This is a genomic window from Ruegeria sp. AG1 (assembly GCF_056541705.1).
In genome coordinates, this window is record NZ_JBQFYU010000009.1 from 22,087 (window position 1) to 37,141 (window position 15,055).

Genomic DNA, 15,055 nt, shown 5'->3' on the forward strand with positions numbered 1-15,055 from the left:
GTAGATCAATAGTGTATCAATTTTTCCTGCGACCGAGTGAAGCGTCGACCGTGTCTGCCTCCAACCGAAACCCAAATGCCCTGCCGGTATATATTCAGATCGCGGAACTCCTGATCCGCGACGTCGCGGCTGGTCGCCTAATCGATGGCGAGCGTTTGCCACCCGAGCGTGAGATGGCGGCGGAGTTGAATGTCTCGGTTGGAACTCTCCGAAAATCGCTCTCGGAGCTAGAAAAAAAGGGGATGTTGGAGCGTATCCAGGGCTCAGGCAATTACATCCGCGAAACCGGCACACAAAATAGCGTTTATGCAATGTTCAGGCTGGAGCTACCGGAAGGGGGCGGCCTGCCACGTGCGGATGTCCTGTCAGTTGACCATCTGAAGAAGCCGGCCAATCTGCCGAAATTCGGGGCTTCTGATGCTGGTTCGCGTGTCCGGCGGATGCGCTACCTGAATGATACAATCATCGCAGTCGAGGAAATTTGGCTCGACGAATCAGCAGGCCTGATCAACCAGAGCCTGCTGTCCGACTCACTCTATCGCTACTATCAGCGCCAATTGGGCTTTTGGATCGCAAGAGCCGAAGACAGAGTCTCGGTCCAACCGCTACCGGACTGGACACCTCCTGACTTCACCAAACCAGCGGGCCAATCGGTAGGCTACATCGAGCGGTTCAGCTGGTCGGAAAACGCCGAACCCGTTGAATTCTCAAAAACATGGTTCGACCCAGATCGGGCCAACTACGTACAACGCTTGAAGTAAAAGGAATCGCACATGACCCGGACCATCAATTACGGGCTGATTGGATGCGGCATGATGGGGCAAGAGCACCTGCACAACATCGGATTGCTGGAAGGCACCAATGTAGCAGCGATCTTTGAGCCCAATTCAGAGATGGCAAATGCCGCCAAGGCAATTGCGCCAAATGCGGCCATGGTGGGTTCCGTACAAGAGCTTCTGGCGATTGAAGAACTGGACTGCGTCGTCATTGTTAGCCCAAACCATCTTCATGTGGACCAGATTTGCGAAATTGCGGAAACACGTCCGCTTCCGCTTTTGGTAGAAAAGCCATTGTTCACCGACCCGAAAGACGTGGCCCGACTCGAGCAGTTGCAGCGCGACTACCCCTGCCCGATTTGGGTTGCGATGGAATACCGGTACATGCCACCAGTTGCTGCTCTGATCGAGAAGGCTCAGGTGACAGGTGGTATAAAAATGTTGTCGATCCGCGAGCATCGTTTTCCGTTCCTGGACAAGGTCGGCCACTGGAACCGATTCAACCGCAATACTGGCGGCACTTTTGTCGAAAAATGCTGCCACTTCTTCGATCTCATGCGGCTGATATTGCAATCCGACCCGATACGCATAACCGCAAGTGGCGGGCAGGCGGTGAACCATTTGGACGAGAGCTATGATGGTCAAACCCCAGATATTCTGGATCACGGCTATGTTCTTGTCGATTTTGCCTCGGGTGCGCGCGCGATGTTGGAACTTTGCATGTTCGCCGAAGGCTCACGCTATCAGGAAGAGATATCAGCCGTCGGACCAGACGCTAAAATCGAAGCGCTGGTTCCAGGACCGGTGCGCTTTTGGCAGGATCACTTGGGCGCCCCTCCGCCTCCGCGCGTAATCGTGAGTCCGCGCAATCCCAAAGGCCCTGTATCAATGGACGTTCCGGTGGACCCAAACATTTTGGCGGCTGGGGATCATAATGGGTCGACCTACTATCAGCACAAAGGTTTCTTCGCCTTGCTTCGTGGCGAAAAAGCTAAGCCGGACGTAAGTTTGAACGACGGCCTCTGGGCGGTCAGGATGGGGCAAGCGGCGCAACGGGCGATAGACACGGGCGAAACGGTGTACATGGTCGATTGAACGGGATAGTCACGTTCTTCTCCTATCATATTCGAACGAACGCCTCCAAAACTGCTTGCGACTTAATACATGCGGCGAAGTTTGCAACAGTACCTGACTGGGTTCTGTTGCAATCGTTTTACAATACCGGAGCCAACATTGCGCTAGGCGCAGTTTTTCTGCAATCTAAGCAAAAGTCCCACAGCCAAAGTTTGCATCGTTTTTTCGGATCATATCGGCAACCTCAATGCCATCCAGTGTGGCAGAAGTCGTTCTGAAGGACTGGAGCCCACACATGTCCCGAACGCATCGGCTTATGAAACAGTGATCCTTCTCTTTAATTTTCTTCAAGCCTTTGCGCCTGATCGTCCGTATTTTAGCCGCACAACCGAAATGCTTCGGGATTCTGTTTACTTCTCGAATGCCCGCTGCATTGCCGCCACGCTTGTCTATGACGATTTTGTTTGGGATCCCGTTTTGACGACGGGGTTTTGCCAAACAACTTAATCGCTGTATGACGATCTCGTCGCTCGGGCGGCTTGAAATCAATTATATTTCCCACTTTTCCGACTGGTCAACTAGATACATCCACTTACCGCGCATATGTGTTTAAGTTTCGTTCATGCGCCAGCAATTCTGAGTTGGACGCTTCAATTATTGCGCATGAGCTGCGGGCATTGGTGAGTATTTCACAACACACCTATTCAATGTGGCGTGTTTAACTCGCACACCACAGTCACCCTCGGGCAACTCTATTTGACAAGGTCGTCGTTTCTACGGCGTCTGAGGGTTGCACCACTCCTGTCGAATAGCATTAGCATGCCGTCTCACGCATTCGCCACGTGGCAGATTGGTTGGAACTGGCGGCTTCGCTGTCTGATCTACAAATCAGACCTGATTTCCGGAAGGGAAGTCAGATCGAACGAAACTGTCCAATGGAGTACAAAAGGGTGGTTTTGGATCCATTTATGACGCAAAGGTCAAATTCGTCTGACGTCTAACAAGAAATGTATAACGTCACTGACTACTGCCTTAAATTGAAATTCAAAACCTCAGGAAATCGGTGAATCTCGTCATTCATTCCTTACCCAAACGTCAAACATCCCTGACCTAAGAATATACAGAGGTCCACTAAACCCAATAGGATCCCCAAGGCTGCACGCATTGAACAACATCCGTCTAAAACTTTGCGCGGGCTTCACAAAGCAACTCAATCTCTCGTGTTTTATCAGGCGAGACCGGTCAGAGAGATCATCCCGCGCTACAAATCAACCGATCAAGCATTTCGAACTTCTGCTTTATGAACTCAAGCACGCGGTTTGACGAAGCTGGCATGCTTCGGGCGCTTAACGTTACGCAACCCAAGTGTCGGTCAGGATCACCGATTTTTATCGGAAGCGCTGCCAAAGTTTTTTGCCGTTGCATCATGAAGACCACCGAAAAAGGCAAAACGGTTAGGGAGTCTGAGCCCGTCAGAACGTTCACAACCGCACTCAAAGACCCGCCTGTGAAACTGATTTTGAGATCTCGCATACCAATACCGTCCAGCGTGTTTCGCAAATCACGAAACAGCGGGCTGTTCGCAGGTGGCGCGATCCAGGAAAACTCGGTGATATCTTCCAGCTTCACCTCTTTCTTGCGCGCCAATGGGTGCCCAACACGGCACGCAATGACGTTTCGGCCAGGCAGGATTTGACGAAACTCGTACTCATCAGACACATCTGCCGGGCGCATAGGAAGAATGGCCAAGTCCAGAGTTTCAGCGGACAACTGGGACAAAAGTTCAGTGGGGTATCCGTAGGATTGGTCGATCCGAATATTGGGATACTCGGCCTGAAACTCTGCAATCACGTTCGAGATAACACCATCCATGAAGATCGGCGTACCCGCAACCCGCACTGCACCGGCAATGCCCTGACGGTACTCGTCCACAACGCGGCTTGCATGGCGACCCGCGCCTAAGATTCTTTGACCTTCCTGAGCAAGCGCCAGACCAAGTTCAGTGGGTTGCAAAGGTCTTCGGGTCGGCAGGAATAGGGGCTCTCCCACCCTGTCCTCCAAAAGAGCGACGCTTCTGGAGACACTGGGTTGAGATTTCCCAAGTAAAGCAGCGCCTTCGGTCAACCCTCCGGCCTCGACAATAGCGGCAAGAATCTCGAGATGTCTTGGATCAAGCTTCATAACGCAAAGTTATATTGATGGTCGATAATTCGATCAAGAGTTCTGTCTTTGCCTGCTAGCCTTCCCTCCAGACCCGCAATCCATCGCTTGTCAGGAACCCGCCCAATGGCTCTCAGCACCAACAGCATCAATGGCCAGAAAGTCCGGTTCGGCGCAGGTTTGCGCAACGACATCTGCGCGGAGTTGGCGGAGCTGGGATCGAATAAGGCGCTGATCCTGTCGACGCCTCAGCAAGTCGATATGGCAATGGAGCTTGCGACAACTGTTGGGGATCGTGCTGCAGGCGTGTTCACTCGAGCAACAATGCACACCCCGGTCGGCGTGACCGAAGAAGCAGTTGAACACGCGTTGTCTGTCAACGCCGATAGCATTGTCTCTATCGGTGGAGGTTCGACGATTGGCTTAGGCAAGGCGATTGCCCTTCGGACCTCTTTGCCACAAATCGCCATCCCGACAACATATGCCGGCAGCGAGGCAACTCCGATCCTCGGTCAGACTGAGGACGGCATAAAAACCACCCTTACAGACCCAAAGGTTCTGCCCCGCGTCATCCTGTACGATCCCGAACTTGTGGCGTCATTGCCGTCCGCGATGACCGTGACCAGCGCCTTGAACGCAATGGCTCATGCAGCCGAAGCGCTTTATGCCAAGGATCGTACGGATCAGACCACGGAATTGGCGATCGACGGCCTGAAGGCGTTTGCAGAAGGCCTGCCGACCGTTGTGGCAAACCCCGGCGACCTGAAAGCAAGAGAAGAAACGCAGCGTGGTGCATGGGCCTGCGGCACAGTGCTTGGTCTGGTTGGAATGGCGTTGCATCACAAGCTTTGCCATACGCTGGGTGGGTCCTTCAATCTGCCGCACGCGGAAACCCACGCGATCGTTCTGCCCCACGCCATCGCCTACAATGCGATGGGTGTGCCGAAGCTGCTGGCACCCGTGTCGGACATCCTAGGCGGTTCTGAGCCAGGTCAGGCGCTTTGGGATTTTTCCAAATCCATGGGCGCACCAATGGCTCTTAGAGACTTTGGCCTGTCTGAGGCCGATCTGGATCGCGCCACCGAAATCGCACTCAAGAACCCGTATTGGAACCCGCAGCCGGTCACTGCTGATGGGCTGCGGGCGCTTCTTCAAAACGCGTGGGCGGGAAACGCCCCAAGCGTTTGACTTCACCGTGTCAAGGGAGGGACACATGATCACACGACGCAAATTGCTGCAATCCAGCGCTGCAACCGGTCTCGGGCTAGCCGCCGGCACGCTCGCCGCGCCCGCTATCGCTCAGGGCGCCAAGATCAAGCTGGGCTATGTCAGCCCGCAATCAGGTCCTCTGGCCGCCTTCTCTGAGGCCGACAAGTTTATTCTCGACAATTTCGCCGCATCTGAGGCCGGTGCGAATTTCGAAGTCATCGTCAAAGACAGCCAGTCGAACCCGAACCGTGCAGCAGACGTGGCGGGCGAGTTGATCGTGGATGATGAGATCGACCTGATGCTGGTCGCCTCGACTCCCGAAACGACCAACCCGGTTGCCTCGACATGTGAGGCCGAGGAAGTTCCGTGTATTTCCACTGTTGCCCCATGGCAGCCGTGGTTCATCGGCCAACAGGGCAATCCCGGCGATCCAGCCAGTTGGGAGCCGTTCTACTACGCCTATCACTTCTTCTGGGGCCTTGAGGATGTGATCTCGGTCTTTACGGCGATGTGGGGCCAATTGGAGACCAACAAGCAGGTCGGTGCGTTGTTCCCGAATGACGGCGATGGCAATGCCTGGGGCGATCCGAATGTAGGTTTCCCGCCGGTTCTATCCGAGTTGGGATATAGCCTGACAGATCCCGGACGGTACCAGAACCTGACCGACGATTTCTCGGCCCAGATTAACGCGTTCCGCCAAGCAAATGTCGAAATCGTAACTGGCGTCCCGATCCCGCCTGACTTCACCACCTTCTGGAGCCAGGCCAAGCAGCAAGGTTTTACCCCCAAGGCGGCGAGCATCGGCAAAGCCATCCTGTTCCCGCAGGCGGTTGAGGCCCTGGGCAACTCAGGCAACAACCTGAGTTCCGAGGTGTGGTGGTCGCCTACGCATCCGTTCTCGTCATCGCTCACCGGTGCGAGTTCAGCTGAACTGGCTCAGGGTTACATGGCCGCCACAAGCCGCCAGTGGACCCAGCCTATCGGATTTGTACACGCGTTGTTCGAAATGGCTGCGAACGTCATGGGACGTGTTGATGACGCGGGTGATGGCGATGCCGTAGCCGAGGCTATCGCAGCTACGCAGCTGGACTCGATCGTTGGCCGGATCGCCTTTGATGGCGCGGGCCTGCCTCCCTTCGCTGCGCAGAACGTTGCGAAAACGCCCTTGGTCGGAGGGCAGTGGAGGCTGCTCGACAATGGCAGCTATGACCTCGTGATCGTCGACAACTCCGCTGCACCCGAAATTCCGACAGCGGGCGTGATGGAAGAAATCTCTTGATCGCAATGAAACCAGCGCCTCGGACCCTGTCCGGGGCAGGAAGACCGGTATGACCATTCTTTCGCTCAAAAACGTCTCAAAAAGCTTCGGTGCGCTCACCGTCACTGACGATGTCAGTTTTGATGTCGAGCAGGGGCAGGCCCTTGGGATCATTGGTCCGAATGGGGCGGGTAAGTCGACGCTGTTCAATCTGATAACGGGCAATCTGACCTCTGATGCTGGATCAATCCATTTCGACGGGGCTGACGTGACGCGTGTGCCGCCGATGCAGCGCTGCTTGTCGGGTATTGGGCGCTCGTTCCAGATCCCTCAGCCGTTTGATCATCTGACGGTGTTCGAAAACCTGCTGGTGGCCGCGACGCATGGGCAGAGCAAATCCGAACACGAGGTCGAACAGGACTGCGCCCGTATTCTAGAGCAAACGGAGTTGTTGGATGTGGCCAATGACACGGCCGGTGGATTGCGGCTGTTGCAACGCAAGCGGTTGGAGTTGGCCCGCGCGATGGCAACCAATCCAAAGCTATTGCTGCTGGACGAGATTGCCGGGGGGCTGACCGACGCGGAATGCACAGCACTGATCAATACGATCAAAGGACTGCACAGCAGTGGCGTCACGATCATCTGGATTGAACACGTTCTGCATGCGCTCACCTCGGTCGTCGAACGGCTGCTGGTTCTGGATTTCGGCAAGGTCATCGGCCTCGGCGAGCCGGATGAGATCATGAACAGCCGGGAAGTTAAAGAAATCTATCTGGGGATCGAAGTCTGATGAGCCTGTTAGAGACCCACGCGCTGACCGCCCACTATGGCGATTTCCAAGCCCTGTTCGGCGTGGATGTCCATCTGGACGAAGGTGAAACCGTTGCCATCATCGGGGCAAACGGGGCCGGGAAATCGACCCTCATGCGATCAATCTCTGGCGTTCTGACCAACGGGTCCGACCAAGTGCGATTTGATGGGCAACCCATAGGAAGCTTGGCCGCCGACGAAATTATGGCGCGTGGGGTGGCCATGGTGCCCGAAGGGCGTCGGCTGTTTCCTTCCCTAAGTGTCGAGGAAAACTTGCTGATCGGAACCTATGGCCGCAAGGTATCTGGCCATTGGTCTTTGCAAACAATCTACGACCTGTTCCCGATCCTGGAAGAGCGCCGAAACCATCCCGGCACAGCCCTGTCTGGCGGGCAACAGCAGATGGTTGCAATCGGTCGCGCGCTGATGAGCAATCCCCGTGTTCTGCTCTGTGACGAGATCAGCCTTGGCCTCGCGCCGGTGGTCATCAAAGACATCTACGATGCCGTCCCCCGCATTCAGGAGGCCGGAGCCAGCCTGATCGTGGTAGAGCAGGACATCGGCCAGGCGATGAACGTCGCAGACCGCGTCTACTGCATGATGGAGGGTCGCGTCACGCTGGAAGGCACCGCAGACACGCTCAGCCGCGAGGCCATTCACGACGCCTATTTCGGAGGAGCCGCCGCATGATCTGGATCGACACCATCATTCAGGGCGTTCTTTTAGGCGGTCTCTATGCGCTGTTCGCGGCAGGCCTGAGCCTTGTGTTCGGGATAATGCGTTTGGTCAATCTGGCCCATGGCGATCTCATCGTCTTTGCCGCCTATCTGATCCTTCTGCTGGTCTCTTTGCTTGGGCTTTCACCGTTTCTGGCAGCGATCGTTGCCGCACCAATCATGTTTGGCGTGGGTTGGGCTTTGCAGAGACATGTGCTGAATCGCGTGCTGGGGCCTGATATCCTGCCGCCTTTGCTTGTGACATTCGGTCTGTCGGTCGTCTTGCAAAACGCTCTGCTCGAAGGGTTTTCAGCCGATAGCCAACGTTTGCCTGCGGGTGAGATTGCAACGGCTTCCGTTCAGATGGGCGGGCTGAACCTCGGCGTACTGCCGCTGCTGACCTTTGCCTCGGCAATCCTTGTCATCGTCGGCCTGAACCAGCTTTTCTATCGAACGGAATTGGGGCGGGCGTTCCGCGCGACTTCGGATGATGCGGTGACAGCGGGTCTAATGGGAATCCGGCCAGAACGTATCTTCGCCACTGCGACCGCGATCGCAATGCTCGTGGTGACCTTGGCCGCGCTTTATCTGGGAATGCGGGCAAACTTTGACCCCAATATCGGCCCAGCGCGCCTAATCTACGCCTTTGAGGCCGTGATTATTGGTGGCCTCGGCAGCCTGTGGGGCACTCTGATTGGAGGCATCATTATCGGCGTCGCCCAGACTGTCGGCGCAGCAATCAACCCCGAATGGCAAATCCTGGCTGGCCACCTGGCGTTTCTCATCGTGCTTCTGATCAAACCCAGAGGCCTGTTTCCAAGGGCGGTGGACTGATGACTGATACTTCGATGTACCGCGTCCAAACGCAGACCCGCGCGTCCTACAGTGCCGGTGCCGTCTGCGTCGCCCTGATCATCCTGTTCATCCTGCTGCCGACATTTGCCAGCAGGGGGTTGATTCAAGACCTATTCTTCATCTTCACCATGTTGGTTCTGGCGCAGTTCTGGAACCTGCTGGCGGGGTATGGTGGCCTTGTGTCCGTCGGCCAGCAAGCCTTCGTGGGCATGGGGGCCTACGCCATGTTCGGCGGCGTCATCCTTTGGGGTATGGACCCGGTTCCGGCAATCCTGCTGGGCGGCGTTGCGGCCCTGATCGTAGCCATACCCACAGCCTTCTTCGCCTTCCGCTTGCAAGGTGCCTATTTCGCCATCGGAACGTGGGTCATCGCCGAGGTCATGCGCCTGCTGGTGGCACAATGGAAAGTGCTCGGCGGCGGTACTGGAACCTCTCTGCCGCGCACCGCAACGCGTGAGATGTGGGCCACCGAGTGGATCCAAAACACGTTTGACGTTCGCGGCGCGGCAGCGCGGGATATCCTGACGTATTGGTTGGCCTTGGCGCTGGTGATCGCAACGATTGCGGGCATCTACTGGCTGCTCAGAACAAAGCGTGGGCTGGCGCTGGCGGCGGTGCGGGACAACGTCGAAGCAGCGAAATCCGTCGGCGTCGATGCAGTGCGGATGAAATGGCTGGTCTACCTGGTCTCAGCCGCTGGAACGGGACTAACGGGCGCTCTGATTTACGTTCAGAAACTGCGGATTTCACCGGATGCGGCGTTCTCGGTCACCGACTGGACGGCTTACGTGATTTTCATCGTCGTGATCGGAGGCATCGGCACCATCGAAGGCCCGATTCTGGGCGTGCTGATCTTCTTCATCTTGCAAAGCCTGCTCGCTGACTACGGTTCCTGGTATCTCATGGTGCTCGGGCTGATCGGGATCGCCGTCATGCTCTTCGCACCGCGCGGCATCTGGGGGCTGATCTCTGAGAAAACCGGGCTTCAAATATTCCCCGTGCGCCGTCGTCTGGTGATTGGCGCTCAGTCGAACAAGGAGGATTGATCCATGAAAACACTCGCATTGACGGTCGCAGTCACAGCATTGGGAACTGGCGCATTTGCGGGCAGCTCCCTGCCGGGAATGACGGGCACAGACCACGTGGGATTTACAGTCCCGAGTGTCGATGAGGCCGTCACCTTCTTTCAGGACGTCATCGGTTGCAATGTGTTCTACCCGTTGGGACCGTTCTCGGGCGGTGACAGCACTTGGATGGCGGACCATCTAAACGTGGACGCCAAGGCCGAGATCCCGACGATGCGGCTGGTACGCTGCGGCAATGGCGCAAATTTCGAGATCTTCGAATATACCGCGCCGGATCAGGATACGAAACTGCCGCGAAACTCAGATATCGGCGGGCATCATATCGCGTTTTATACCGCCGATATGGAAGGTGCCGTCAGCTATTTGCAGGATAAGGGCATTGAGGTCCTAGGCAACCCGACAACCATGACCGACGGGCCAAGCGCTGGCGAAACCTGGGTCTATTTCCTCGCCCCCTGGGGCATGCAGCTGGAATTGGTCAGCTACCCGGACGGCAAAGCCTATGAGGCCGAATATGACGGCCGCCTCTGGGATCCGCGGTCCTGAGAAAGTCAAAGAACAAGGGAGAGAGCTTATGGCCACCATCACAACGGATGTCCTGATCATCGGGACCGGACCAGCGGGTTCCGCAACGGCGGCTTTGCTGTCGAGCTATGGCGTCGAGAACATGGTCATCAACCGCTATCGCTGGCTGGCCAATACGCCGCGGGCACATATCACCAATCAGCGCACGATGGAGGTGCTGCGCGACCTTGGTCATGAGGTCGAGGCCGAAGCCTATATGCACGCCGCGCATCAGGATCTGATGGGCGAAAACGTGTTCTGCGAAAGCCTCGCCGGTGAGGAAATCGGGCGGATGAAAAGTTGGGGCAATCATCCTCTGTCCAAGGCTGAACACCTGTTGTCCAGCCCGACCATGATGAACGACCTACCGCAAACATTCATGGAACCGATCCTGTTTGGCACCGCGTGTCGCCGTGGCACTCAAGCGCGCATGAGCACCGAATACTTGCGCCATGAGCAGGACGCAGAAGGCGTGACGACGACGTGTTTGGATCGTTTGTCGGGCGAAGAAATCACGATCCGTTCAAAATACCTTGTCGGTGCCGACGGGGGCAATTCTCTGGTCGCCGAACATGCCGGTCTGCCTTTCGAAGGTCAGATGGGCGTTGGCGGATCGATGAATATCCTGTTCCGGGCCGATCTCAGCAAATACGTGGCGCATCGGCCATCGGTCCTCTATTGGGTGATGCAACCGGGTGCGAATGTCGGTGGCATCGGTATGGGTTTGGTCCGCATGGTCCGCCCATGGAACGAATGGCTCATCGTTTGGGGCTATGACATCAACCAACCCGCCCCAGAGGTGGACGAGGCCATGGCCACTCAGGTTGCACGGCAACTGGTTGGCGACCCCGAGCTTGAGATCGAACTGATCAGCGCCAACACCTGGACCGTCAACAATATGTACGCGACCCATATGCAAAAGGATCGCGTGTTCATAATGGGTGACGCGGCGCACCGACACCCTCCGTCAAACGGGCTGGGGTCGAACACCTCAATTCAGGACAGTTTCAACCTCGCCTGGAAACTGGCCGCCGTCCTGAAAGGCCATGCCGGAGTGGACCTGCTGGACAGCTACAGCGAAGAGCGCGCTCCGGTAGCAAAACAGATCGTCACACGGGCCAACCAATCCATCGGTGAATTCGGTCCCATCTTTGAATCGCTCGGAATGGCCGAAGGCGTCGATCCAGAGGTCATGCAAAGCAATCTAGAGGCTCGCACAGGATCAACGCCTGAAGCTGCGGCGCAAAGACAGGCCATTCGCGAGGCGATTGCCTTTAAGAAATATGAGTTCGATGCGCATGGCGTTGAAATGAACCAGCGCTACGACTCCTGTGCGATTGAACCGGATGGTCAAGCCAATCCCGGTTTTGATCAGGATGCTGAGCTGCACTACCAGCCGACGACTTGGCCCGGTGCGCGCATTCCACATGTCTGGGTGTTTGATCATGATACAGGGAACAAGCATTCAACTCTGGATTTGTGCGGTCGCGGAGATTTCACCGTGCTGACCGGGATTGGTGGAGAGGCTTGGGTAACGGCGGCCGAGACCGTTTCGAGAGAACTTGGCATGCCCATTCGCTGTCACGTTATCGGCCCGCGCCAGACTTATGTCGACCACACTGGGGATTGGGCACGCGCGTCGGAGATTTCGGATACGGGCTGTTTGTTGGTCCGTCCTGATCAACATATTGCGTGGCGCTCAGCCGATATGGCCGCGGATGCCGAAGCCGAACTGCGGCGCGCGCTGACCACGGTGCTTTCGCGATGAGCCAATCTGGAGCAAACTTACACAAGTCAGGAGGCCAAAATGGACTCGCATGAGATGGGATACTTCACCGAGGAAAACTCGGCCGAGGTCGTCACGGCACGCAACAAAAACGCAGAAAGCGAACGGCTGAAGCAGGTGATGGAGGTCATCACGCGAAAGCTCCATGAAGCCGTGAAGGAGATTGAACCGACGCAACAGGAATGGTTCGAGGCGATCATGTTCCTGACCAAAGTTGGGCACATGTGCGATGACTGGCGGCAGGAGTACATTCTTCTGTCCGATGTTCTGGGCGTGTCGATGCTGGTGGATGCCGTGAACTCACGCCGCCCCACCGGGGCCTCCGAGAATACTGTACTGGGCCCTTTCCATGTAGGAGGTGCCCCGGAATACGAGATGGGACACAATATTTGTCTCGACCAAAAGGGCGAGGACATGGTCGTGCGGGGCCGTGTCACCGATGTGGATGGCAACCCGTTGGAAGGCGTAAAGATTGATGTCTGGCAAGCCAATGATGACGGGTTTTACGACGTACAACAGAAAGGCATTCAGCCTGATTTCAACCTGCGCGGCGTCTTCACGACCGGTGCTGATGGAACCTATTGGTTCCGTGCGGTGCGGCCAAAGAACTATCCAATCCCAGATGACGGGCCGGTTGGCGATCTGTTGAAGCGTCTTGGTCGACACCCGTACCGACCAGCACACCTACACTACATCGTTTCAAAAGGCGGCTACGACGACCTGACCACTCATATCTTTGACCCCGATGATCAGTACATCAACTCGGATGCGGTATTTGGGGTCAAAGAAAGCCTGATCGCCGAATTCAACCGGGTCGATGATCCGGCGCGATCTGCGGAAGTTGGCTTTGAAGGTCCCTATTGGGATGTCGAATTCGACTTTGTCCTCGCACCGAAAGAGGCCTGAGATGTCAGACCCCTGCATCATCTGCGTTGCAATAACCGGGTCCTTGCCAACCAAGGCCAATAACCCGGCTGTGCCCATAACAGTCGAGGAACAAGTCGAAAGCACACAGGCCGCTTTTGAGGCAGGGGCATCCATCTGCCATGCCCATGTTCGAAATGATGACGAGACGCCATCGAGCGACCCGGAAAAGTTCGCGAGGTTGAAAGAGGGGCTTGAGAAACACTGCCCTGGCATGATCATCCAGTTTTCGACAGGAGGGCGATCGGGGGCGGGTAAGACGCGCGGCGGCATGTTGCCATTGCGGCCGGATATGGCGTCGTTGTCGGTTGGATCGAACAACTTCCCCACGCGCGTCTACGAAAATCCACCCGATCTCGTCGATTGGCTGGCGGCCGAGATGATGACTTATGATGTCAAACCAGAGATCGAAGCCTTCGATCTGAGCCATATCCTGAAGGCGGCCGAGATGCACAAGAAAGGTCAAATCAAAGACACGCCTTATGTGCAATTTGTCATGGGTGTAAAAAACGCGATGCCTGCGGATCGGGACGTATTCGATTTCTATGTGAAAACAGTTGACCGGCTGTTTCCGGGTGCCCCTTGGTGCGCTGCAGGCATTGGTGCCCAGCAGGAGGTTCTTAACCACTGGGCGATTTCGTCAGGTGGCCACGGGCGAACCGGCCTCGAAGACAACGTACGCCTAGATCGCAATACGCTGGCACCATCAAATGCAGCGCTTGTAAAGCGCACTGCTGAGATCTGTGCCAAATACAACCGTCCGGTTGCAACAGCGGAACAGGCACGAAATATTTTGGGCCTCTAGACCGAGTTTTGCGCAATTTAGAAATCCGACAAACCCGGTCTAACAGTCAGGCCGAAGGCTCGGTTTTTCTATCGGGCAAGGTTTGCTCTAGTTCTGGCGTAATCGGGATATGCTCGGTGTCGTCACCCGGTGGCAGTTTGAAGGGGCCATTGGCCCAATCCGCCGCCTTCCATGCCTCTTTGGCTTCCTCGATCCTGTCTCGGGATGATGAAACGAAGTTCCACCAGATGTAACGCTCCTCGCTCAGGGTTGCCCCGCCCAGCGCCATGAGACGCGTACCCTTTTCACCAGCCCGAACGCTGATTTTATCACCGGGCCGAAAGACCATCATTTGACCGGCGTGGAAGACGTCGCCAGCAACCTCAACTGACCCTTCAGTGACGTAGATTCCACGGTCTTCCTGATCGTCCGGCAATGGAAAATGCGCACCCGGCGAAAGAATGACGTCGACGTAAAACGTCTCGGACTGCATCGTCACGGGGCTGGATTTGCCATAGGCCGATCCGAGTATGAGTTTTGCTTGTATGCCCGTATCTTGAAGCTCCGGTAGCGCCGCGTTCTTATGGTGTTCAAAGTCTGGCGTCATGTCTTCCCGGTCTTTTGGCAACGCGATCCAGGTCTGAATCCCGAACAACCTATTGCGCTTGGCCCGTGTTTCCGCGCTGGTGCGTTCCGAATGTGTGACGCCCTTGCCCGCGACCATCCAGTTCACTTCGGCCGGATAGATCATCTGATGAGTACCCAGGCTGTCGCGATGCTCAAACTCGCCATCATACAAATAGGTTACGGTTCCAAGACCGATATGCGGATGAGGGCGAACGTCTATACCGCCTTCCGTGACGAACTCGGCCGGGCCCATCTGGTCGAAAAAGATGAACGGTCCAACCATCTAGCGTTCGGGCGCGGGCAATGCACGCCTGACGTCAAACCCACCAAGATCACGGGCGCGCGGAATAATCAGAGTTTCAACACTGTCTGCCGAAGCATTTGGGCACTCAGGGTTATGCGTGGGGTTCCAACTCATACATTGGGT

14 protein-coding genes and 1 pseudogene are annotated in these 15,055 nt (G+C 56.2%); 12 read left to right on the forward strand and 3 right to left on the reverse strand.

Features of this window, described 5'->3' with window-relative positions:
• Positions 1-50: 50 nt before the first annotated feature.
• Both ACR0B5_RS14605 and ACR0B5_RS14610 read left to right on the forward strand, forming a co-directional pair.
• Positions 51-761: a GntR family transcriptional regulator gene (locus ACR0B5_RS14605; protein ID WP_480541339.1), complete on the forward strand. Its 711-nt coding sequence runs from the start codon at positions 51-53 to the stop codon at positions 759-761.
• Between the two features lie 12 nt (positions 762-773).
• On the forward strand, positions 774-1,871 hold the full coding sequence (locus tag ACR0B5_RS14610; protein WP_480541341.1) for a Gfo/Idh/MocA family protein: 1,098 nt from the start codon (positions 774-776) through the stop codon (positions 1,869-1,871).
• Between the two features lie 165 nt (positions 1,872-2,036).
• Here the strand turns inward: ACR0B5_RS14610 and ACR0B5_RS14615 are convergent, their stop codons facing one another.
• Complete coding sequence (locus ACR0B5_RS14615) at positions 2,037-2,399, reverse strand: DDE-type integrase/transposase/recombinase (protein ID WP_480541343.1); 363 nt, start codon at positions 2,397-2,399, stop codon at positions 2,037-2,039.
• Between the two features lie 702 nt (positions 2,400-3,101).
• Positions 3,102-4,031, reverse strand: a complete 930-nt coding sequence (locus ACR0B5_RS14620; protein WP_480541345.1) for a LysR family transcriptional regulator — start codon at positions 4,029-4,031, stop codon at positions 3,102-3,104.
• Positions 4,032-4,136: 105 nt separating this feature from the next.
• On the opposite strand from ACR0B5_RS14620, the gene ACR0B5_RS14625 reads away from it, so the two are divergent.
• The 10 genes from ACR0B5_RS14625 to ACR0B5_RS14670 are packed head-to-tail and all read left to right on the forward strand — an operon-like array spanning position 4,137 to position 14,022.
• The gene (locus ACR0B5_RS14625) at positions 4,137-5,198 is read left to right on the forward strand and encodes a maleylacetate reductase (protein WP_480541347.1); all 1,062 of its coding nucleotides are present in this window, start codon (positions 4,137-4,139) and stop codon (positions 5,196-5,198) included.
• A 25-nt stretch (positions 5,199-5,223) separates the two neighbouring features.
• Positions 5,224-6,498: an ABC transporter substrate-binding protein gene (locus tag ACR0B5_RS14630; protein ID WP_480541349.1), complete on the forward strand. Its 1,275-nt coding sequence runs from the start codon at positions 5,224-5,226 to the stop codon at positions 6,496-6,498.
• A gap of 49 nt (positions 6,499-6,547) precedes the next feature.
• Positions 6,548-7,267: an ABC transporter ATP-binding protein gene (locus ACR0B5_RS14635; RefSeq protein ID WP_480541351.1), complete on the forward strand. Its 720-nt coding sequence runs from the start codon at positions 6,548-6,550 to the stop codon at positions 7,265-7,267.
• Positions 7,267-7,977 carry a branched-chain amino acid ABC transporter ATP-binding protein gene (locus ACR0B5_RS14640; protein WP_170377150.1) on the forward strand — a complete coding sequence of 237 codons (711 nt, stop codon included), beginning with the start codon at positions 7,267-7,269 and terminating at the stop codon, positions 7,975-7,977. Before ACR0B5_RS14635 ends, ACR0B5_RS14640 begins: the two co-directional genes overlap by 1 nt.
• On the forward strand, positions 7,974-8,837 hold the full coding sequence (locus ACR0B5_RS14645; protein ID WP_170377152.1) for a branched-chain amino acid ABC transporter permease: 864 nt from the start codon (positions 7,974-7,976) through the stop codon (positions 8,835-8,837). The genes ACR0B5_RS14640 and ACR0B5_RS14645 overlap by 4 nt, the downstream gene beginning before the upstream one ends.
• Positions 8,837-9,904 carry a branched-chain amino acid ABC transporter permease gene (locus ACR0B5_RS14650; protein WP_480541354.1) on the forward strand — a complete coding sequence of 356 codons (1,068 nt, stop codon included), beginning with the start codon at positions 8,837-8,839 and terminating at the stop codon, positions 9,902-9,904. The genes ACR0B5_RS14645 and ACR0B5_RS14650 overlap by 1 nt, the downstream gene beginning before the upstream one ends.
• A gap of 3 nt (positions 9,905-9,907) precedes the next feature.
• Positions 9,908-10,489: a VOC family protein gene (locus ACR0B5_RS14655; protein ID WP_170377154.1), complete on the forward strand. Its 582-nt coding sequence runs from the start codon at positions 9,908-9,910 to the stop codon at positions 10,487-10,489.
• Positions 10,490-10,517: 28 nt separating this feature from the next.
• Positions 10,518-12,275, forward strand: coding sequence for an FAD-dependent oxidoreductase (locus tag ACR0B5_RS14660; protein ID WP_480541356.1), 1,758 nt, complete (start codon positions 10,518-10,520; stop codon positions 12,273-12,275).
• Positions 12,276-12,314: 39 nt separating this feature from the next.
• Entirely contained in the window at positions 12,315-13,199 is an 885-nt protein-coding gene (locus tag ACR0B5_RS14665; RefSeq protein WP_480541358.1) for an intradiol ring-cleavage dioxygenase, read from the forward strand.
• A gap of 1 nt (position 13,200) precedes the next feature.
• Positions 13,201-14,022, forward strand: a complete 822-nt coding sequence (locus ACR0B5_RS14670; protein WP_480541360.1) for a 3-oxoadipate:acetyl-CoA acetyltransferase — start codon at positions 13,201-13,203, stop codon at positions 14,020-14,022.
• Positions 14,023-14,068: 46 nt separating this feature from the next.
• Here the strand turns inward: ACR0B5_RS14670 and ACR0B5_RS14675 are convergent.
• Positions 14,069-15,046 (reverse strand): annotated as a pseudogene (locus tag ACR0B5_RS14675) (pirin family protein).
• Positions 15,047-15,055 lie beyond the last annotated feature (9 nt).